General features: G+C 60.3%; 19 protein-coding genes. All 19 read left to right on the forward strand.

Annotated features, from left to right (window positions below; genetic code table 11):
• Positions 1-40 precede the first annotated feature (40 nt).
• The 19 genes from E4T63_RS07815 to fliE all read left to right on the forward strand — a co-directional run bounded on the left by E4T63_RS07815 (position 41) and on the right by fliE (position 20,659).
• A complete protein-coding gene (locus E4T63_RS07815; protein ID WP_135295214.1) occupies positions 41-2,956 on the forward strand; it encodes a glycosyltransferase family 2 protein in 2,916 nt (971 codons plus the stop codon).
• Positions 2,957-2,986: 30 nt separating this feature from the next.
• Positions 2,987-3,988, forward strand: a complete 1,002-nt coding sequence (gene pseB, locus E4T63_RS07820; RefSeq protein ID WP_047292505.1) for a UDP-N-acetylglucosamine 4,6-dehydratase (inverting) — start codon at positions 2,987-2,989, stop codon at positions 3,986-3,988.
• Positions 3,985-5,142, forward strand: a complete 1,158-nt coding sequence (gene pseC, locus E4T63_RS07825; protein WP_098967823.1) for a UDP-4-amino-4,6-dideoxy-N-acetyl-beta-L-altrosamine transaminase — start codon at positions 3,985-3,987, stop codon at positions 5,140-5,142. The genes pseB and pseC overlap by 4 nt, the downstream gene beginning before the upstream one ends.
• 31 nt (positions 5,143-5,173) lie before the next feature.
• On the forward strand, positions 5,174-5,794 hold the full coding sequence (locus tag E4T63_RS07830; RefSeq protein WP_098967825.1) for a pseudaminic acid biosynthesis-associated methylase: 621 nt from the start codon (positions 5,174-5,176) through the stop codon (positions 5,792-5,794).
• On the forward strand, positions 5,791-6,486 hold the full coding sequence (gene pseF / locus E4T63_RS07835; RefSeq protein WP_098967827.1) for a pseudaminic acid cytidylyltransferase: 696 nt from the start codon (positions 5,791-5,793) through the stop codon (positions 6,484-6,486). The genes E4T63_RS07830 and pseF overlap by 4 nt, the downstream gene beginning before the upstream one ends.
• Complete coding sequence (gene pseG, locus E4T63_RS07840) at positions 6,483-7,988, forward strand: UDP-2,4-diacetamido-2,4,6-trideoxy-beta-L-altropyranose hydrolase (RefSeq protein ID WP_135295215.1); 1,506 nt, start codon at positions 6,483-6,485, stop codon at positions 7,986-7,988. The genes pseF and pseG overlap by 4 nt, the downstream gene beginning before the upstream one ends.
• On the forward strand, positions 7,981-9,033 hold the full coding sequence (pseI, locus tag E4T63_RS07845; RefSeq protein ID WP_135295216.1) for a pseudaminic acid synthase: 1,053 nt from the start codon (positions 7,981-7,983) through the stop codon (positions 9,031-9,033). The genes pseG and pseI overlap by 8 nt, the downstream gene beginning before the upstream one ends.
• Positions 9,034-9,260: 227 nt before the next feature.
• On the forward strand, positions 9,261-10,187 hold the full coding sequence (locus tag E4T63_RS07850; protein ID WP_096796272.1) for a ketoacyl-ACP synthase III: 927 nt from the start codon (positions 9,261-9,263) through the stop codon (positions 10,185-10,187).
• Between the two features lie 85 nt (positions 10,188-10,272).
• Positions 10,273-11,562, forward strand: coding sequence for a motility associated factor glycosyltransferase family protein (locus E4T63_RS07855; protein WP_135295217.1), 1,290 nt, complete (start codon positions 10,273-10,275; stop codon positions 11,560-11,562).
• Positions 11,559-11,831: a hypothetical protein gene (locus E4T63_RS07860; protein ID WP_098967834.1), complete on the forward strand. Its 273-nt coding sequence runs from the start codon at positions 11,559-11,561 to the stop codon at positions 11,829-11,831. The genes E4T63_RS07855 and E4T63_RS07860 overlap by 4 nt, the downstream gene beginning before the upstream one ends.
• Before the next feature lie 237 nt (positions 11,832-12,068).
• The gene (locus tag E4T63_RS07865; protein ID WP_007920059.1) at positions 12,069-12,920 is read left to right on the forward strand and encodes a flagellin domain-containing protein; all 852 of its coding nucleotides are present in this window, start codon (positions 12,069-12,071) and stop codon (positions 12,918-12,920) included.
• 73 nt (positions 12,921-12,993) lie between these two features.
• A complete protein-coding gene (locus E4T63_RS07870) occupies positions 12,994-13,353 on the forward strand; it encodes a flagellar protein FlaG (RefSeq protein WP_027614231.1) in 360 nt (119 codons plus the stop codon).
• Between the two features lie 83 nt (positions 13,354-13,436).
• On the forward strand, positions 13,437-14,909 hold the full coding sequence (gene fliD, locus E4T63_RS07875; RefSeq protein WP_135295218.1) for a flagellar filament capping protein FliD: 1,473 nt from the start codon (positions 13,437-13,439) through the stop codon (positions 14,907-14,909).
• Between the two features lie 129 nt (positions 14,910-15,038).
• Complete coding sequence (gene fliS / locus E4T63_RS07880; RefSeq protein ID WP_027614233.1) at positions 15,039-15,437, forward strand: flagellar export chaperone FliS; 399 nt, start codon at positions 15,039-15,041, stop codon at positions 15,435-15,437.
• Positions 15,438-15,448: 11 nt separating this feature from the next.
• Positions 15,449-15,745, forward strand: coding sequence for a flagellar protein FliT (gene fliT / locus E4T63_RS07885; protein WP_007966233.1), 297 nt, complete (start codon positions 15,449-15,451; stop codon positions 15,743-15,745).
• A gap of 172 nt (positions 15,746-15,917) precedes the next feature.
• Complete coding sequence (locus tag E4T63_RS07890; RefSeq protein ID WP_003222863.1) at positions 15,918-17,393, forward strand: sigma-54 dependent transcriptional regulator; 1,476 nt, start codon at positions 15,918-15,920, stop codon at positions 17,391-17,393.
• A gap of 125 nt (positions 17,394-17,518) precedes the next feature.
• Positions 17,519-18,712: a sensor histidine kinase gene (locus E4T63_RS07895; RefSeq protein WP_167797091.1), complete on the forward strand. Its 1,194-nt coding sequence runs from the start codon at positions 17,519-17,521 to the stop codon at positions 18,710-18,712.
• A 5-nt stretch (positions 18,713-18,717) separates the two neighbouring features.
• On the forward strand, positions 18,718-20,097 hold the full coding sequence (locus tag E4T63_RS07900; RefSeq protein WP_135295219.1) for a sigma-54-dependent transcriptional regulator: 1,380 nt from the start codon (positions 18,718-18,720) through the stop codon (positions 20,095-20,097).
• 232 nt (positions 20,098-20,329) lie between these two features.
• Entirely contained in the window at positions 20,330-20,659 is a 330-nt protein-coding gene (gene fliE, locus E4T63_RS07905; protein WP_003222869.1) for a flagellar hook-basal body complex protein FliE, read from the forward strand.
• The last annotated feature ends 8 nt before the right edge of the window (positions 20,660-20,667 follow it).

The following is a 20,667-nucleotide window of genomic DNA, read 5'->3' on the forward strand; positions in this document are numbered from 1 at the left end:
AAGCGTTATCTCGGCGAGTCGCCGGTTGTGGAGAGAAGTTATGCAAGGCAAGTACAGTTCTGAACTGGCGCTACCGCTCAACGAGCTGTTGACCGTGGTGCTGATTACTCACAATCGGCCGGCGTTCCTGCGTCGGGCGGTGAAGTATTACAGCAGCTTGCCCTGCCGGATCATGGTGCTCGACTCGACGGTCGAGCGGCCTGAAGGGGATTTTTCTGCCGTCGATTATCACCATGTACCGCAGTTCGCCTACTGGGGCATGCAGGCCAAACTGGCTTATGGTGTGGAGCAGCTGACCACGCCGTATATGGTGCTGGCGGCTGACGATGACTTCATCCTGCACGATTCGCTGGCCGAGTCCGTGAACTTCCTGCAGGCGAATCAGGACTACGGCATGTGCCACGGCTATTGCCTGATGTACCTGTCTCTGGCCCATGGCGTGAACTACTACCGTCGTGACAAGAAAGTCCAGGAAGACTATTCGTCCGAGCGGGCGCAGGATCGTGTCATCGATTACATGAGCCAGTACATTCCGCCGTTCTACGCGGTGACCCGTACTGACCTGATGAAAAACTGGCATTCGGCGTTGCCACCGGGTACCAATTTCCAGTGGCAGGAAATCGGTCACGTCTATTACCTGCTGGCCAGTGCCAAGGCGCGGATCCTGCCGATGCCTTATGTGGTGCGTGAGATCAACTACGGTGTCTCCGAGCACAATACCGATGTGTATCACTCGCTGACCTACGCCGACGGCAAATCGGTCGCCGAGCGAGAGGCCTTTGCCGAGTTTCTCGCCTCTCTGCCAACCGCCATTCAAGGGCTCGACGCCGGACAGCTCAAGGCGTTTGTCCTGCAGAGTTTCGAGGCCATGGCCGACAGCTTGAAGACTGGGCGCGCGCTGACTGCAGAACTGATTTTCGAATCCACCTGGAACCAGAACCTCAGGCATCCAGATCGTCGTTTCGGCCCGTTGCAGTACGTCGAGATGCCGTTTTACAACCAGCCGTTCTTTGATCGTCTGGAGCAGTTCGAATTCATGCTGCACGCCATGCCCGCCGGCCGTATGCAACTGGAAGGACTTGAAGGCATATGGACGCGTCAGGCGCACTTGCTGCAGGCACGCAACAACGATACCCCGGAAAGTGTGGTGGACCGTTTGTGGCAGGCGCATGACCTCAATGCTTTCAACCGGACCGTCGTCAAACGCCTTGCCGCACATCTCGACACCCTGGGTGAAGACGAAGCCGCCCAGTCGGTGAACGAATGGATTGCTCGACTTGAAGCGCTGACGGTTGAAGATAATCAGGCAGTCTTCGAAAAAATGAAATCCGGTCGCCTGCTGCAGTGGCTGGCCGCGCGTGAGCCGTCGGCGCAACAGGTCGAGTCGATCACTCGACAGCTGTCGGCCCATGACGGTGGCCCGCAGTTCGGCATTTTCCTGCTGGATCTGGATGACCAGATCGACAAGGTGCAGGTCTCGCTCGACAGTCTGCTCGAGGGGCACTGCAAAGCGTTCAAGATTGTGGTGTTCACCACGGGCGAACCGCCGGTAGCGACCACCGCGCAAAACACCCTGCACTTCGTGCGCGTCACCCAGAGCAACTATGTCGACAAGTTGAATCAGAGCGCCCAACAGTCACCGTGCGACTGGCTGCTGCTGGCGCAAGCGGGCGACGAGTTCACCGCTGGCGGCTTGTTGCGGGCCAGTCTGGAACTGATGTCCGCCACAGGTGTGCGTGCCGTGGCCACCGATGAAATCCAGCGCAAGGAAAACGGTGCGCTGGTCGACGTCTTCCGCCCGGGCTTCAATCTGGACCTGCTGCAAAGCATTCCAGCGCTGATGGCGCGTCATTGGTTGATTCGCCGCGAAGTGTTGCTCGAAGCCGGTGGTTATCAGGCCGACTTCAGCAAGGCCCTGGAACTGGATCTGCTGCTGCGCATCATCGAACAGGGCGGCATTGGCGGCCTGGCGCACCTCGACGAGCCACTGCTGATCACCCAGGCCTCGATACTGGAAGAAAATGCCCACGAACGTCAGGCGCTGCTGCGTCACCTGGGCAATCGCGGTTACAAGGCCAGGGTCACTTCGGCGACACCCGGTACGTATCAGATTGACTACCGTCATCCCGACCAGCCGCTGGTCTCGATTATTGTGCCAGCCATCGACGACCTGCCGGCACTGCGTCGCTGCCTGGAAGGCGTGTTGCTCAGAACCCGTTACAGCCGTTATGAAGTGCTGATTGCGGCGAATCCGAATCAGTCGGCCGAGGTCAATGACTGGCTGGGCACGCTGCGTAACCCTAAAGTCAATGTGCTGCGTGCCGATCAGCCGCTCGGCGAGACGGCGTTGTACAACGCCGCCAGCGAGCAGGCGCAGGGTGAGTATCTGGTGCTGTTGGCCGCTGACAGCGAAATCGTCAATCCGAACTGGATCGACTCGTTGCTCAATCATGCACAGCGTCCGGAAGTGGCTATCGTCGGCGCCAAACTCGTCGATCGTGACGGCAAAATCGCCCATGCCGGTTTGATTGTTGGTCTGAACGATGGCGTGGGTTCGCCTTTTATCGGTGAAAAACATTCCGCTGAAGGCTACATGCAACGCTTGGCGGTCGAGCAGAATTATTCCGCGGTGTCGAAAGTGTGCCTGATGATCCGCAAAGAACTGTTCAACGCACTGGGCGGTCTGGACGAAGTGGCGTTCGCCGACGGCTTGAGCGATGTCGATCTGTGCCTCAAGGCCGGTGATGCGGGTTACCTCATTGTGTGGACGCCGCTGGTGCAGGTTGTGCATCCGGGCCTCTTGCCGCAAGCGCCATCAGCCCTGGCTGCTTTGCGTGAGAAGTGGGGCGGCGCCTTTGCGCAGGACAGTGCCTATAACGCCAATCTATCCCTCATCGGCAAAGGTTTTACCTTGGGTGAAAGCACGCCGGTCAACTGGTCGCAGTTACTCGCTTGAGTCCGTCGGACAAGGAACAGGAATCAGCACATGTTCAACGGTAAATCGATCTTCATCTCTGGCGGCACCGGCTCGTTCGGGCGCAAATTCATCGCCCGTCTGCTTGAGCAATACCAGCCCAAGCGCGTGGTGGTGTTCTCCCGCGATGAGCTCAAGCAGTACGAAATGCAGCAGACGTTCAACGCGCCGTGCATGCGGTACTTTCTCGGTGACGTACGCGACGCCGACCGTCTGCGGCAGGCCATGCGCGGCATCGACTACGTGGTGCACGCGGCGGCGCTCAAGCAGGTGCCGGCGGCGGAGTACAACCCGACCGAGTGCATCCGCACCAACGTCAATGGTGCGGAGAACATCATCGCCGCCGCCATCGACAATGGCGTGAAGAAAGTCGTCGCGCTGTCCACCGACAAAGCGGCCAGCCCGATCAACCTGTACGGCGCGACCAAGCTGCTGTCGGACAAACTGTTCGTCGCCGCCAACAACATTGCCGGCGAGCAGCAGACCCGTTTTGCCGTGGTGCGCTACGGCAACGTGGCCGGATCCCGTGGCTCGGTCGTACCGTTTTTCAGCAAGCTGATTGCCGACGGTGCGCAGGAGTTGCCGATCACCGACGAGCGCATGACCCGATTCTGGATCACCCTCGATCACGGCGTGCAGTTTGTCCTCGACAGCTTTGCGCGGATGCACGGCGGCGAAGTGTTCGTGCCGAAGATTCCGTCGATTCGCATCGTCGATCTGGCGCGGGGCATGGCCGAGCATCTGCCGCACAAGAACGTCGGTATTCGTCCCGGGGAAAAACTGCATGAACTGATGGTGCCGCTGGACGATGCGCGGATGACCCTGGAGTTCGCAGACCACTACACCATTCAGCCGTCGATCCGCTTCACCAGCGTCGATGTCGATTTCTCCATCGACAAGCTCGGCGAACATGGGCGGCCGGTGAGTGAAGATTTCGAATACCGCTCCGATACCAACCCGCACTACCTCTCGGTCGGGCAGATCGCCGAGCTGCACGCGAAGCTCTCGGCATGATTCCCTACGGTCGGCAGAGCGTTGATCAGGCGGACATCGATGCAGTGGTCGAGGTTTTGCAATCGGACTGGCTGACTCAAGGGCCGACTATCGAGCGTTTCGAGCAGGCGGTGGCCGAACGATGCCAGGCGGATTTCGCGGTAGCGGTGTGCAACGCCACCGCGGCGCTGCACATCGCTTGCCTCGCGGCCGGCCTTGGCCCGGGTGATCGCTTGTGGACCACGCCGAACACTTTTCTGGCCTCAGCCAACTGCGGGCGCTATTGCGGCGCCGACGTGGATTTCGTCGACATCGATCCGCTGACCTGGAACCTCGATGCCTTCGCCCTCGCCGCGAAGCTCGATCAGGCCGAGCAGGACGGCACGCTGCCGAAAGTGTTGGTGGCGGTGGCGTTCTCCGGGCAGAGCTGCGACCTGCGCAAGATTGCCGAACTGGCCGAGCGCTACAACTTCACCGTGATCGAAGACGCCTCGCACGCGGTGGGCGCCAGCTACGCCGGGCGCCCGGTGGGTTGCGGGGAATTTGCGGCGATGACCGTGTTCAGTTTCCACCCGGTGAAGATCATCACCAGCGCCGAAGGTGGCATGGTCCTGACCAATCGCCCGCAACTGGCCGAGCGTCTGCAACGCCTGCGCAGCCACGGCATGACCCGCGATCCGCAGCAGATGAGCGAACCCAGCCACGGCCCGTGGTATTACCAGCAGATCGAGCTGGGCTTCAATTACCGGATCACCGAGTTGCAGGCGGCGCTGGGTCTGTCGCAACTGGCCAAACTGGACAGCTTCATCGCCCGTCGCCGCGAACTGGCGGCGCGTTACGACCGGTTGCTGGCCTACCTGCCACTGAGCTTGCCCAGCGCGCAGCCGGAGGCGGAATCGGCGTGGCACCTGTACGTGGTGCGCTTGCAGACCGAACGCATCGGCCTGACCCACCGTCAGGTGTTCGAAGGCTTGCGTGCCGCCGGCATCGGCGTGAACCTGCATTATATTCCTGTGCATTTGCAGCCGTACTATCGCGACCTGGGTTTTGCCGAAGGCGACTTCCCCGAAGCCGAGCGTTATTACGCCGAGGCGATCAGCCTGCCGCTGTATCCGTTGCTCAGTGATGAGCAGCAGGATCATGTGGTTGAGCAATTGCGCCGGCTGACCGAATAAACCCCGCTGCGGCGGCGAATGAGACTGTGCAATGCGTGATCTGAGTGAGCAGGAAAAATTCTGGCAGGGCGATTTCGGCAACCAGTACGTCGATCGCAACGTCGGTCAGCCGTTGGTCGCGGCCAACCTGGCGTTGTTCGCCAAGGCCCTGAGCCGCGCCGGGCGCATCGACAGTGTGGTTGAGCTGGGCACCAATGCCGGCAACAACTTGCAGGCGCTGCGTCAGCTGCTGCCGCACAGTGAATTGTTCGGCGTCGAGATCAATGAAAGCGCCTGTGCCCAGGCGCGGACACTGGGCATCGCGCAGATCTGGCACGGCTCGCTGTTCGATTTTCCCCGCGAGCGCAGCTACGACCTGACCCTGAGCAAAGGCGTGCTGATCCATCTGGCGCCGGAGCTGCTGCCGACCGCCTATGCGCAGTTGTATGCGTTAAGCCAGCGCTACATCCTGATCGCCGAATACTACAATCCGGCACCGGTGGAAGTGTCCTATCGCGGCAACAGCGGCAAGCTGTTCAAGCGCGATTTCGCCGGGGAAATGCTCGATCGTTATGCCGATCTGCACTTGCTCGATTACGGCTTTGGTTATCACCGTGACCCACAATTCCCGGTGGATGACATCACTTGGTTTCTGCTGGAAAAACGTCCTTGAACAGCGTCGCAATCATCCCGGCCCGTGGCGGCAGCAAGCGCATCCCGCGCAAGAATCTGTTGCCGTTCGATGGCGTGCCGATGATTGTCCGCTCGATCCATACGGCGCTCGACAGTGACCTGTTCGAACAGGTCGTGGTCAGTACCGATGACGCGGAAATTGCTGAGTTGGCGCTGGCCCACGGTGCGCAAGTGCCGTTCCTGCGCCCGGCTGAACTGGCGGATGATTTCACCGGCACCGCTGCGGTGATCGTGCATGCCTTGCAGCAACTGCCAGCCTTCGATTACGCCTGCTGCGTGTACGCCACGGCGCCGTTGTTGCAGGCGCGCTTCCTGCGGCAAGGATTTGAGCTGTTGCAGCAGCACCCGGACAAAGCCTTTGCGTTCTCCGTGTGCAGCTTTGGTTTCCCGGTGCAGCGTGCGCTGACGCTGGACGGGCAGGGCGCATTGACCGCGTTGTACCCGGAATTTCGCAACACCCGCTCGCAGGATCTGCCTGAAGCTTTTCAGGACGCCGGCCAGTTTTACTGGGGCCGTCGCGAGGCGTGGCTGCGCGGTGACGTGTTGTATTCAAGCGCCAGCCTACCGGTGCTTCTGCCGCGGCATCTGGTGCAGGACATCGATACGCCGCAAGACTGGAAACGCGCCGAATACCTCTACGCCGCGCTCAAGGCCGGCGGAGAACTGCAATGAGAGTGCTGATCCGCGCTGACGCTTCGCCGACCATCGGCAGTGGCCACATTGCCCGTTGCCTGACGCTGGCGCGAGTGCTGCGCAAACAGGGCAGTCATGTCGCGTTTGCCTGTCGGCGGTTGCCCGGGCATCGGCTCGATGCCTTGGCTGCCGAAGGTTTCGAGACCTTCGCCTTGCCGGACGTCTACCCCGACGAAGACCCGCAGCAAGCCATCGAATCGATGCTGCCGTGGCAGGCAGATATCGAGGCGCTGGACGCCTTGCTGGCAGGTCACGCCGCATTCGACTGGATCATTGCCGACCACTACGGCCTTGATCATCACTGGCAAACCGCTGCCCGTCGTTGGGCGCCACGGATTGCGGCTGTGGATGATCTCGCCACCCGCCGTTACAGCGTTGATCTGCTGCTCAATCAGAACCTGTCCGGCCTCAGCGAGAACTACGCGCCGCTGCTGCCCGAAGGCTGCCGGACCTTGCTCGGCCCGCGCTACGCCATGTTGCGCGAAGAGTTCGTCTGCCCGGCCATTGCGATCAAGCCCAAGGCGCGCCGGGTGCTGGTGAATTTCGGTGGTTTCGATGCGGCGATGCAGACCCATCACGCGATGCTGGCGCTGCAGGACTTCGCAGAGCTGGAAGTGGATTTCGTTGCCGGTGCAGACAATCCTGCGTGGGCGCAAATGCAGGCACTGGCCGCAACACGGCCGCATTGGCGCCTGCACAGTTTCGTCAGCGATTTCCAGCAACGCATGACCGCGGCCGATCTGTTTATCGGCGCGGGTGGCGGCACCAGTTGGGAGCGTGCAGCCCTCGGCCTGCCGACCCTCTGCATCGCGGTATCGAACAATCAGCAGGCCAACGGCGAAGTGATGGCGGCGGCGGGGGCGCATGTGTTCATGGGCGCCCGCGAGCAGGTCAGCGTCGAACAACTGCGCGACGCCATCGGTTTTGTCGTCGACAATTTTTATCTGCGCCAGAGCCTGGCCGAGCGTTCGCGGCAACTGGTCGATGGGCGCGGTGCCTTGCGCGTGGCGGCGGCGCTGGCCGGTGCGGTGCTCAAGCTGCGCCCGGCGACCCTCGATGATGCGCAATTACTGTTCGACGGGCGCAATGCCGAGGCTGTGCGGCGTTGGTCACTGGACACGGCTGCAATCGAATGGCCGCAGCACCTGAACTGGCTGAATGCGAGCCTGCGCAATCCGCAGCGTCTGCTGTTGATTGCGCAGGCCGATGACGGCGCGGTCGGCGTCTTGCGTTATGACCTGCGCGGCTTTGAAGCCGAAGTGTCGCTGTATCTGCTGGAAGGACGGCTCGGTCTCGGCTGGGGCCGGGCGCTGCTGGCGCGAGGCGAGGCGTTCGTCCGCGAGCACTGGCCGCAGATGACCGTTGTCACCGCTCAGGTGCTGCCGGGCAATCGCCCCTCTTTGAATGTGTTTCGTGACGCCGGATTCACCCAGAGTGCCTGCGCGTTCACCAAGGTTTTGAAGGATCACCGCGATGAGTAGTTTCAAGATTGGCGAGCGTCTGATCGGTGCCGATGCGCCGCCGTTCATCATTGCCGAGATGAGCGGCAACCATAACCAGTCGCTGGAGGTGGCCCTGCAGATTGTCGAAGCCGCCGCCAAGGCTGGCGCGCACGCCTTGAAGTTGCAGACTTACACCGCGCAGACCATGACCCTGGATCTGGCCGAGGGCGAGTTTTTCATCAAGGACCCGAACAGCCTGTGGGCCGGCACTTCGCTGTTCGACCTGTATGAGAAAGCCCATACCCCATGGGAGTGGCACGCGCCGATTTTTGCCCGGGCCAAAGAGCTGGGCATGCTCGCGTTCTCGACGCCGTTCGATGACACGGCGGTGGACTTTCTCGAAAGCCTCGACGTGCCGGCGTACAAGATCGCCAGTTTCGAAAACACCGATCTGCCGTTGATTCGTCGCGTGGCGGCGACCGGCAAACCGCTGATCATCTCCACCGGCATGGCCAGCATCGCCGAGCTCGACGAAACCGTGCGCGCCGCCCGCGAGGCAGGGTGCAAGGATCTGGTGCTGCTCAAATGCACCAGCACTTACCCGGCAACCCCGCTCAACAGCAATGTGCGCACGATCCCGCATCTGCGTGAACTGTTCGGTTGCGAGGTAGGTCTTTCCGATCACTCCATGGGCGTTGGCGTGTCCGTGGCCGCTGTGGCGCTCGGGGCGACGGTGGTGGAGAAACACTTCACCCTCGACCGTTCGGCGGGCGGGGTCGACGCCAGTTTCTCGCTGGAGCCGGCGGAACTGGCCAGCCTGGTGGTGGAAACCGAACGCGCCTGGCAGGCCATGGGCCAGGTGCATTACGGCGTCACTGAGGCCGAGCGCAAGTCGCTGGTCTATCGCCGCTCGCTGTACGTCACTGCCGACATGGCGGCCGGTGAAGCCTTTTCCGGGGACAATCTGCGCGCCATTCGCCCAGGTCTCGGTCTGCCGCCCAAGCACACCGAGGCCGTCCTCGGTCGCCGCGCTCGTCAGGCGATCAAACGTGGCACGCCGCTGGACTGGTCGTTGGTCGAATAACCCGATCTGCAACCGATTCGGCAAAATAGCGTGACCTGCGAGTCATAACGCGCATCTTCACTGTATTGTATTGACCGGGGAGATGGCGCCTGGCCGTGTAATCGGTTCCAGTGATAGCCCTTTGCGCTCCCCGTGGCTGCCCGTTGTGGCGGCCGTTTTCTGTTTGTCGGCGCCCCTCGAATCCTTGCGAGCGGTGGTTTTGGGCTGTTTTTTATTGGGAAGCCGTAATGATTGGCATAAAAAGCATTGCGAGCTACGTTCCTGTAGCCGGCGTGGACAATTACGCACAAGGTGCAAAATTCGAGAAGGATGAAGAATTCATCCTCGGCAAAATCGGTTCGGCCTTCCTGCCGCGCAAAGACGCTGAACAGGAAACCTCCGATCTGTGCGTGGAAGCGGCCAATGCGCTGTTTGCCAGCAACCCTGAACTGAAGCGTGAATCGATCGACGCGCTGATCGTCGTCACCCAGAACGGTGACGAAGAAGGTCTGCCGCACACCGCTGCCATCGTCCAGGACAAACTCGGTCTGCCGACTAATGTCGCGGCATTCGATATTTCCCTGGGCTGCTCCGGTTACGTCTACGGCATCTACGCGATCAAGGGCTTCATGGAAGCCGCCGGTCTGAAGAACGGCCTGCTGATCACCGCTGACCCGTATTCGAAAATCGTCGACCCCGAAGACCGTAACACCACCATGCTGTTCGGCGATGCCGCCACGGCGACCTGGATGGGCGAAGATCCTTCCTGGGCGCTGGGCAAGGCCAAGTTCGGCACCGACGGTTCCGGCGCACCGCACCTGAAAGTCACCGATGGCGTGTTCTTCATGAACGGCCGTCAGGTGTTCAACTTCGCGCTGCTCAAAGTCCCGGCGCACTTGCACGAATTGCTCGACGACTCCGGCCTCAAGGCTGACGACATCGACGCCTTCTGCATTCACCAGGGCAGTGCGGCGATTGTCGATGCCGTGGCCCGACGTTTCGAAGGCGAGCCGGAGAAGTTCATCAAGGACATGGTCGAGACCGGCAACACCGTGTCGTCGAGCATTCCGCTGCTGCTGGAAAAACACGTACTCGATTCCGACTGGCAGCGCATTGCCCTGAGCGGTTTCGGTGTCGGTCTGTCGTGGGGCTCGGCGATCATCTATCGTCCTTGAGTCGGTCAAAAACGGCGGATACAAAAATAGCGTTCAAGGTTACCCTTGAGCGCTATTTTTTTGCCTGAATGGAGCGCTAGGCGGCATGAGCGAGTTTTTCCAACCCAACGCCCAGGTCATCCAGCAACGCTGGCCGGCGTTGTTCGAGCGGCTGATGGCGGAAGACACCTCAGTCGTTCAAGCCGAACTGGTGCAGGGCTTGGGCTCGACGCTCAGTGTCAATGGCATTCAACTGACCAGTCGCCACGACCGCGTCCACGAAGCCCGCATCCAGGCTGCCAGCCTGGCGGAAAAATCGCAGTTGCATGTCTACGGCACTGGCCTCGGCGATTTGCCAACGGTGCTGCTGGAGCGCGCTGGCCTTGAGCGGTTGTACGTGCATATCCTCAATGGCGCGGTGTTCGCGCTGGTGCTGCAACTGCTCGATCAGCGCCCGTGGCTGGAAGATCCGCGTGTGCAGCTGTTCTATGCCGGTGATCTGTCAGACATCTGCACACCGTTTTTCGCCCTGCCGGCCGAGATGCTGCTGGCTGATGATTTCAACGCGAAGATCCGCGATCGGCTGGTCAGCGAAGTGCACCTGAATTTCAACAATCGCGAGTTCGATCCAAACTTGCCGTTCATTCAGCAGCGTCTGCAGGACTGTTTGCCGGTGTTGCTGGGCGATGATGATGTGGCGCAGTTGTTCGGCACGGCCAGTGGCCGGGAAATCTATGTGATCGGCACCGGGCCGACCCTGGAAGGGCATTTCCAGCGTCTGGCGGCGGTGCATGCGCAGGCTGAACGTCCATTGTTGATGTGCGTCGATACCGCTTACCGGCCACTGCGCGAACACGGCATCGTCCCGGATCTGGTGGTCACCATCGATCAGCGCATCAGCTTCCGGCATTTGCCGTTCGAGGACTCCGCCGGCATCCCGCTGGTGTATCTGCCTATGAGCGATCCTGCGGTGCTGACCGCCTGGAAAGGCAAGCGCTATGGCGGTTACTCGGCCAGCCCGGTGTACGCCGCGTTGCGTGAGCAATATCCGCGCGGACAACTGCATGTCGGTGGCAGCGTGATTCATCCGGCGGTGGATCTGGCGGTGAAGATGGGCGCGTCGCGCATTACCCTGTTTGGCGCTGACTTCGCCTTCCCGATGAACAAGACCCATGCTGGCTGGAATGACGGTGATCTGGGGCCAGGGGTCGATCAGGCGCGGCATTGGGTGCAGGACGGCCATGGCCAGCGGGTCAGCACCCAACTGAACTTTCGCGGCTATCTGTGTGTGCTGGAGCGCTATATCGCCGCGCATCCGCAGGTGCAGTTTTTCAACAGCAGTCGCGCGGGCGCACTGATCGCCGGGACGCAGTTCAATCAGGAGTTTGTGCAATGACAACGATTGAGCAGTGCGTCGACGAGTGCCGCCACTGCGCCGGGCTGTTTCGTCTAGGACGTGATGTCGAGGCGGCGCTGGATATGGTCGATGTGTTCGAGGGCGCGCAGCAGTTGCTGATAACTGCGCCTGCGCCGATTCAGCAGGACTGGTCCTTTGTGCTCACGCACATGCTCGATTGTCAGGAGCGTCAGGACTGGCTGGGGTTGGCTGACTGGATGGAGTACGAGTTGATCGAAGTGTTGCAAAAAGCACGATCGGCAAACTGACCGACCGCGCTGGCCCGCGGCTTTGCGTGCGGGTCGGTTTTATGGCGTCATTTTTTCGCAGGTGGGAGGGCGCTAAGCCCTTGTTTTCTCGGGGGTGGCAGGGTGATGGCAAATTTTTTTCAAAAAGCCCTCAAGCAACTTGCCAACCCGACGATAACTATTACGAAGGTTCTCTAGGCCATTCCAGGCGGTTGCCAGGGCCGGAAGCCGCAGTACCCAACCAACGAGGAATTCGTCATGGCTTTAACAGTAAACACCAACACCACGTCGCTGAACGTTCAAAAGAACCTGAACCGCGCTTCCGACGCTCTGTCGACTTCGATGCAGCGCCTGTCTTCCGGCCTGAAAATCAACAGCGCTAAAGACGACGCTGCTGGCCTGCAGATCTCGAACCGTATGTCTTCGCAGATCCGTGGTAACACCCAAGCCATCCAGAACGCCAACGACGGTATCTCCGTTGCTCAGACCGCTGAAGGCGCTCTGCAAGCGACTACCGACATTCTGCAGCGTATGCGTGAACTGGCTGTTAAAGCACGTAACGGCACCAACGGCACTGCTGACCAGACCGCTACCAACGCTGAATTCGCTCAGATGTCTGACGAAATCACCCGTATCTCGGCTTCGACCAACCTGAACGGCAAAAACCTGCTGGACGGTTCGGCTGGTACTGTGACCCTGCAAGTTGGCGCAAACACTGGTTCGGCTAACCACATCGACCTGGTACTGAGCTCCAAGTTCGACGCCGTCAGCCTGTCGGTTGGTAGCGGTACTCTGTCCCTGACCGGTGCTACCGTAACTGGCGCTTCGCAGAACATCGACAACGCGATCACCGCAATCGACGCCGCTATCGCTGCAATCGGTGCAACTCGTGCCAGCCTGGGTGCTTCGCAAAACCGTCTGACCAGCACCATCCAGAACTTGCAGAACATCACCGAGAACACCACTGCTGCACAAGGTCGCGTACAAGATACCGACTTCGCCGCAGAGACTGCTAACCTGACCAAGCAGCAAACCCTGCAACAGGCTTCGACCTCTGTTCTGGCTCAAGCCAACCAACTGCCTTCCGCTGTACTGAAGCTGCTTCAGTAATTTCGGAATGAGTTTGGGCGGGAGGGTGCGCTGGTCGCGCTCTCTCGCTTTTTTACGTTAGGAGGTGATGAGCATGGACATGAGCGTAAAGCTTAACGTGTCTTATCCGGCTCCCAAGCCAGCGACGCCTGTTGCTGATAAGCCGTCGGAGACGCCAAAAGTTGCACCGGCCGACGCTCCGGTCGCTGACAGGAAAAGTCAGCAAACGGATGACGCCAAGTTGAAACTGGCCGTGCAAGAGATCGAGAAGTTCGTTCAATCGATCAAGCGTAACCTGGAGTTCTCGATCGACGAGCACTCTGGCAAGGTCATCGTCAAGGTGATCGCAAGCGAGACGGGTGAGGTGGTACGCCAGATCCCCTCCGCAGAAGCACTCAAGCTCGCAGACAGCCTCGCCAACGCAAGCCATGTGTTGTTCGACGCCAAAGTCTGATAGCTGGCATGAATAGTGTTTGTCTTTCTTGAATGACGCCTGGATGGGTCAAAAGTCTGGCAACAATCTGAAGGGAGATGCACATGGCAAGTCCAATTCTACCGGGTTCCGGACTGGGTTCCGGCCTGGACATCGGCGCGATCGTGACCGCGCTGGTCAACGCCGACAAGTCGCCGAAGCAGACGCAGATCGATTCCGCGACCAAAACCAATACCCTGAAGATTTCCGGTGTCGGCACGTTGAAGAGTGCGCTGACCGCGTACCAGACGGCGATGACCAACCTGGGCAGCAAGACCAACCCGGCGTTTGCCGGCTTCACGGCGACCTCGAGCAACACAGCGATTCTCGGCGCCACCTCCGATAACACCGCGGTGTCGGGGACTTACAACGTTGTTGTCAACCAATTGGCCACTGGCTCGAAAGTCGCCAGCGCTTCTTTCGCCGGCGGTGCTGCCAGTGCCATTCCGAGTGGTACCCTGAAAATCAGTCAGAATGGCACTGATTACAATGTCACGATCCCGGCCAATGCGACCTTGCAGAGCACCCGTGACGCAATCAACACGGCTCAGGGCTCAAATGGTATTTCTGCCAACATCGTGACCGACAGCAGTGGTGCTTCGCGCCTGGTGATCAGCTCGAACAAGACGGGCGCCGGTACCGACCTCTCTGTCAGCGGGATTGCCGGTCTGGAGATCGACGGTACTCAGCCGATGGGTACCAATCCGGCGGCAGGCGCCTCTGGCAACGTCAATGGCCCTGCACAAGACGCCAAGGTGACCATTGACGGTCTTCAGGTTTCCAGCAAGAGCAATACGGTCAGTGGTGCAATCAGCGGCCTGACCCTGAATCTGACCACTGTCAGTCCTGAAGTTGGTGGCGTTGCCACGCCGACCGTTGTCAGCGTCGATACCAACACCAAGGGGCTGCAGGCGTCGGTTCAGGCGTTTGTTGACGCCTACAACACCCTGAAGACCACCATCGACACGCTTTCCAAGGCTACGCCTGATGAAGACGGCAAACTGACGGTGCAGGCGGCGTTTACCGGTGACTCGTTGCCGCGTTCGCTGATCGCCGACATCCGTGGCCAGTTGACTGCTCCTGGTGCTGGTGCAAAGGGTTCTTTGTCCTATCTGTCAGAGATCGGTGTGATGACCGACCGCAACACCGGCAACCTGACGTTTGATACTGCTGCGTTCACCAAAACCATGGCTCAGCCCGGCAAGGCTGGCCAGGTGCAGCAGATGTTCACCGGGACCGACGACACCAACGGTCTGCTGGCGCGCATGAACAAGGCAGTGGATCCGTATCTGAAGGCGCCTGCCGGTAGCGCCCCTACTGCCGTAGGCCTGCTTGATCAGCGCATGTCCATCCTGAACAACAACACCCGGAACCTGACCAGTCAGCAACTGGCGCTGGATCTGCGTGTTGCCAACCTGACCAAGACGTTGACGGCCAAGTACAACGCCATGGACTTGCTGGTAGGGCAGATGAAGGCGACGGCGAGCAATATCACGTCGTTCTTCAGCTCGCTGAACGCTCAGCAGTCCGCGAAGTAACCTGCTAGAACGACAAAAACCCGGCTACGCTTTATCGGCGTGCGCCGGGTTTTTGTCTTTTGATCTAAAGTTCTGTGATTCGTTGGCGATACACTGGTTATACGAGTCATTGTGGCAATGAGGTAGAACATGAACCCAATGTTAGCCCTTCGGCAATATCAGAAAGTCGGCGCGCACGCCCAGACCTCCGAGGCGAGCCCGCACCGTCTGGTGCAAATGCTGATGGAAGGCGGGTTGGCCCGCATCGCTCAGGCCAAGGGTGCCATCGAGCGCAAGGATATTCCTGGCAAGTGCACCTCGATCAGCAAGGCCATTGGCATTGTCAGCGGGCTGCGCGAAGGTCTGGATCTGGAAAAGTGTGCCGATGAACTGGCCGATCTGGACGGGCTGTACATCTACATGATGAAGCGTCTCGCCGAGGCCAACATCAACAGCGATCCGCGCATTCTCGATGAGGTCGCCGGCTTGCTGAGCACGGTAAAAGAAGGCTGGGATGCCATCGCCCCCGAGCCTGCTCCGCAGTTTTAAAGGAGAGCACCATGAGTCTTGTATTGCAGCGAATCGCCGATACCCGTGAAGCGCTGGTCAGTGCGCTGGCCGAACGCAACTGGGAAGCCATTGGCGAGCTGGATCTGGCTTGCCGTTCCTGCATGGAAGACGTCATGGCCGAGGCCTCGCTGGATGAGGAGGCCTTGCGCAGTAACCTTGAGGAATTGCTCCATGTCTACAAGGAGCTACTTGAGGCGGCCATGGGTGAGCGCCAGGCGATAGCCAACGAGATGTCGCAGATCACCCAAGCGCAAAAGGCGGCAAAGGTTTACCATCTGTTTGGTTAATTAACCCCCAGTTAATCCAGACATGTGCGCCATAAATTTGACTGTGCACGGTTTTTTGACTTAACTAGTGGCTGTTTTCAGATTTCAGGCGTCTACAGGCACAAGGTGTCCTGCAAGCGTCTCGCTTGCCCCATTTTTCGGGCATTGAGTTGACTAGGGAAGTTGCTATTGCATGTGGCGTGAAACCAAAATTCTGCTGATCGATGACGATAGCGTCCGCCGCCGCGACCTGGCGGTGATTTTAAATTTTCTCGGCGAAGAAAATTTACCCTGCGGCAGCCATGACTGGCAGCAGGCTGTCGGCTCTTTGTCATCGAGTCGTGAAGTCATCTGTGTACTGATCGGGACGGTAAATGCTCCGGGTGCACTTTTGGGCTTGTTAAAGACACTCTCGACGTGGGATGAGTTCCTTCCGGTTTTGCTGATGGGCGATAATTCTTCCGTCGACCTGCCGGAAGACCAGCGCCGCCGGGTGCTTTCGACCCTGGAAATGCCGCCCAGCTACAGCAAACTGCTCGACTCCCTGCACCGTGCCCAGGTCTATCGCGAGATGTACGACCAGGCCCGCGAGCGCGGTCGTCATCGCGAGCCCAACCTGTTCCGCAGCCTTGTCGGCACCAGCCGGGCGATTCAGCACGTCCGGCAGATGATGCAGCAAGTGGCCGATACCGACGCCAGCGTGCTGATCCTCGGCGAGTCCGGCACCGGCAAGGAAGTGGTTGCGCGCAACCTGCATTACCACTCCAAGCGTCGCGACGCGCCTTTCGTGCCGGTCAACTGCGGGGCGATCCCGGCAGAGCTGCTGGAAAGCGAACTGTTTGGCCACGAGAAGGGCGCCTTCACCGGTGCGATCACCAGCCGTGCCGGGCGTTTCGAACTGGCCAACGGCGGTACGCTGTTCCTCGACGAAATCGGCGATATGCCGCTGCCGATGCAGGTCAAGCTGCTGCGCGTGCTGCAGGAGCGCACCTTCGAGCGCGTGGGCAGCAACAAGACCCAGAGCGTCGACGTGCGCATCATTGCCGCGACCCACAAGAATCTCGAAAGCATGATCGAGATCGGCACCTTCCGCGAAGACCTTTACTATCGCCTGAACGTGTTCCCGATCGAGATGGCGCCGCTGCGTGAGCGCGTCGAAGACATCCCGCTGTTGATGAACGAACTGATCTCGCGCATGGAACACGAAAAGCGCGGTTCGATCCGTTTCAACTCGGCGGCGATCATGTCGCTGTGCCGTCACGGCTGGCCGGGCAACGTCCGTGAGCTGGCGAACCTGGTCGAGCGCATGGCGATCATGCATCCGTACGGGGTGATCGGCGTGGTCGAGTTGCCGAAGAAATTCCGCTACGTCGACGACGAAGACGAGCAGATGGTCGACAGCCTGCGCAGCGATCTCGAAGAGCGCGTGGCGATCAACGGTCATACGCCGGACTTCACCGCCAACGCGATGCTGCCGCCGGAAGGCCTGGACCTCAAGGACTACCTCGGTGGTCTGGAACAGGGCCTGATCCAGCAGGCGCTGGACGACGCCAATGGCATCGTCGCGCGTGCCGCCGAACGCCTGCGCATTCGTCGCACCACGCTGGTGGAGAAGATGCGCAAGTACGGCATGAGCCGGCGCGAAGGAGACGAACAGGCGGATGATTGACGCCTGTTTTTCAACGCCTTCATTTATAAGCAGTTTTTTTTAGGCACGGGTATTGCTACATCCCTCGCAACGTTCCGTTTAACTGACGGTCAGCCAAGCGAGAGAACACAATGCCCCACGCCCAGATGTCATCTGCCTCCCATGCCGAGGGGCAACCGTCGTCCGTAGAGCAGGCGAGCCGTCAGGGTCTTGAGCACGCGTTCGCGTTGTTCAATCAGATGTCCAGTCAACTGACCGATTCCTACAGCATGCTTGAAGCCCGGGTTACCGAGCTCAAGGGCGAGCTGGCGGTGGTCAGTGCCCAGCGCATGCAGGAGCTGGCCGAAAAAGAACGCTTGGCCAACCGTCTGCAAAACCTCCTCGATCTGTTGCCCGGTGGCGTCATCGTGATCGACGGCCACGGCATGGTGCGCGAAGCCAACCCGGCGGCGATCGATTTGTTGGGGCTGCCGCTGGAAGGCGAGTTGTGGCGCCACGTCATCGCCCGTTGCTTCGCCCCGCGTGAAGACGACGGTCATGAAATCTCTCTGAAAAACGGTCGGCGCCTGTCGATTGCCACCCGCTCGCTGGATGCCGAGCCGGGGCAGTTGGTGCTGCTCAACGACCTGACAGAAACCCGCCACCTTCAAGATCAACTGGCGCGCCACGAGCGTCTGTCGTCGCTCGGACGGATGGTCGCCTCGCTAGCCCATCAGATCCGCACGCCGTTGTCCGCTGCGTTGCTCTACGCCAGTCATTTGACTGAGCAGGAATTGCCCGTCGCCACCCAGCAGCGTTTCGCTGGCCGCCTCAAAGAGCGCCTGCATGAGCTGGAGCATCAGGTGCGCGACATGCTGGTGTTCGCCCGTGGCGAGTTGCCGCTGACCGACCGCATCACCCCGAATACTCTGATGCAGGCGCTGCAAGCGGCGGCGCTGACCCATGTGCAGGATCTGCCAATCCGCTGGCAGTGCGACAGCCATGCCGGCGAATTGCTGTGCAACCGCGACACCCTGGTCGGGGCGATTCTCAATCTGATCGAAAACGCGATTCAGGCCAGCGATGGCAACGTGCGCCTGAAGGTGCATTGCTACACCCGCGACAACAGCCTCCGCCTGTGCGTCAGCGACAGCGGCAGCGGCATCGAGCCGCTGGTGCTCGAGCGTCTCGGCGAACCGTTTTTCACCACCAAAGTCACCGGCACCGGGCTTGGCCTGACCGTGGTCAAGGCTGTGGCGCGGGCACATCAGGGAGAATTGCAGCTGCGCTCGCGAGTCGGGCGCGGCACGTGCGCGCAGGTGATCCTGCCGCTGTTTTCCGCTGTACACGGAGCTGAGTAAACGTCATGGGCATCAAGGTTTTGCTGGTCGAGGATGACCGCTCGTTGCGCGAAGCGCTGGCCGATACGCTGTTGCTGGCGGGCCACGACTACCATGCAGTCGGCAGCGCCGAAGAGGCGTTGCAGGCGGTCGAGCGCGAAGCGTTCAGTCTGGTGGTCAGCGACGTCAACATGCCCGGCATGGATGGCCATCAACTGCTCGGTTTGCTGCGTGCCCGGCAGCCGCAATTGCCGGTGTTGCTGATGACTGCGCACGGCGCGGTCGAGCGTGCGGTCGATGCGATGCGTCAGGGCGCGGCGGATTACCTGGTCAAGCCGTTCGAGCCCAAGGCTCTGCTGGACCTGGTGTCGCGGCATGCCTTGGGCAGCATCAGCACCACAGATTGCGAAGGTCCGGTGGCGGTCGAGCCGGCCAGTGCGCAGTTGCTCGAGCTGGCGGCGCGGGTGGCACGCAGTGATTCCACGGTGCTGATCTCCGGCGAGTCCGGCACCGGCAAGGAAGTGTTGGCGCGTTACATTCACCAGCATTCCCATCGTGCCAATCAGCCGTTCATCGCGATCAACTGCGCGGCGATTCCCGACAACATGCTCGAGGCCACGCTGTTCGGTCACGAGAAGGGCTCGTTCACCGGCGCCATCGCGGCCCAGGCCGGCAAGTTCGAACAAGCCGATGGCGGCACCATTCTGCTCGACGAGATTTCCGAGATGCCCCTGGGCCTGCAAGCCAAGTTGCTGCGGGTGTTGCAGGAGCGCGAGGTCGAGCGCGTCGGCGCGCGCAAACCGATCACCCTGGACATCCGCGTGGTGGCGACCACCAACCGTGATCTGGCTGGCGAAGTGGCGGCGGGGCGTTTTCGTGAAGACTTGTTCTACCGCTTGTCGGTTTTTCCCCTGGCCTGGCGTCCACTTCGCGAGCGCACTGCCGATATCCTGCCGCTGGCCGAGCGGTTGCTGAACAAACACGTCAATAAAATGAAGCATGCGGCGGCGAAACTTTCGCCAGAAGCCCAGGCTTGCCTGACCCACTACCCGTGGCCGGGCAACGTGCGTGAGCTGGATAACGCGATTCAACGCGCGCTGATTCTGCAGCAGGGCGGTTTGATCCAGCCGCAGGATTTCTGCCTGACCGGCGCAGTGACCTACACCGCGGCGCTGGTGCAACCGCTGGTGCGCGAAATCGAAGTCGAGGCTGAATCCGCCGGGGCGCTGGGCGATGACCTGCGGCGCCGGGAGTTTCAGATGATCATCGACACCCTGCGCACCGAGCGTGGCCGGCGCAAGGAGGCTGCGGAAAAGCTCGGTATCAGCCCGCGTACCCTGCGTTACAAACTGGCGCAGATGCGTGATGCCGGGATGGACGTCGAAGGTTATCTGTTCGCTACCTGAAAGTTGTCGCAGTCAATTGTGGGAGCGAGCTTGCTCGCGAAGGCGGTGGGGCAGTTGCGAAAATGTCGACTGATTCTCCCTCTTCGCGAGCAAGCTCGCTCCCACAGTGATTTCACGGTGCCTTGATGGGCTTTTATAGAATAAGTCCGCCGAGCTGGCACCCTTGTTGCTAACACCTGTGTACCCGCCGAGTGAGTGTCAAAAAATTGCGGGCCGCCCAAGAGAGTAGACCATGAGCCAAGGTATTGAATTCAATCGGTTGATGATGGACATGAAGGCCATGAAAATGGACGCCATGGCCACGCCGAAATCGACTGCCGCCGTCCCTGAACTGGCAGGCAGCAGCTTTTCCGACATGCTCGGTCAGGCCATCAACAAAGTCAGCGATACCCAGCAGGCGTCGACTCAGTTGGCCAACGCATTTGAAATCGGCAAGAGCGGCGTCGATCTGACGGACGTGATGATCGCCTCGCAGAAAGCCAGCGTGTCGTTCCAGGCTCTGACCCAGGTGCGCAACAAACTGGTTCAGGCTTATCAAGACATCATGCAGATGCCGGTTTAAGGACGAGA

Origin of the sequence: Pseudomonas fluorescens, from assembly GCF_004683905.1 — a bacterium.
GTDB classification, from domain to species: Bacteria; Pseudomonadota; Gammaproteobacteria; order Pseudomonadales; family Pseudomonadaceae; genus Aquipseudomonas; species Aquipseudomonas putida_A.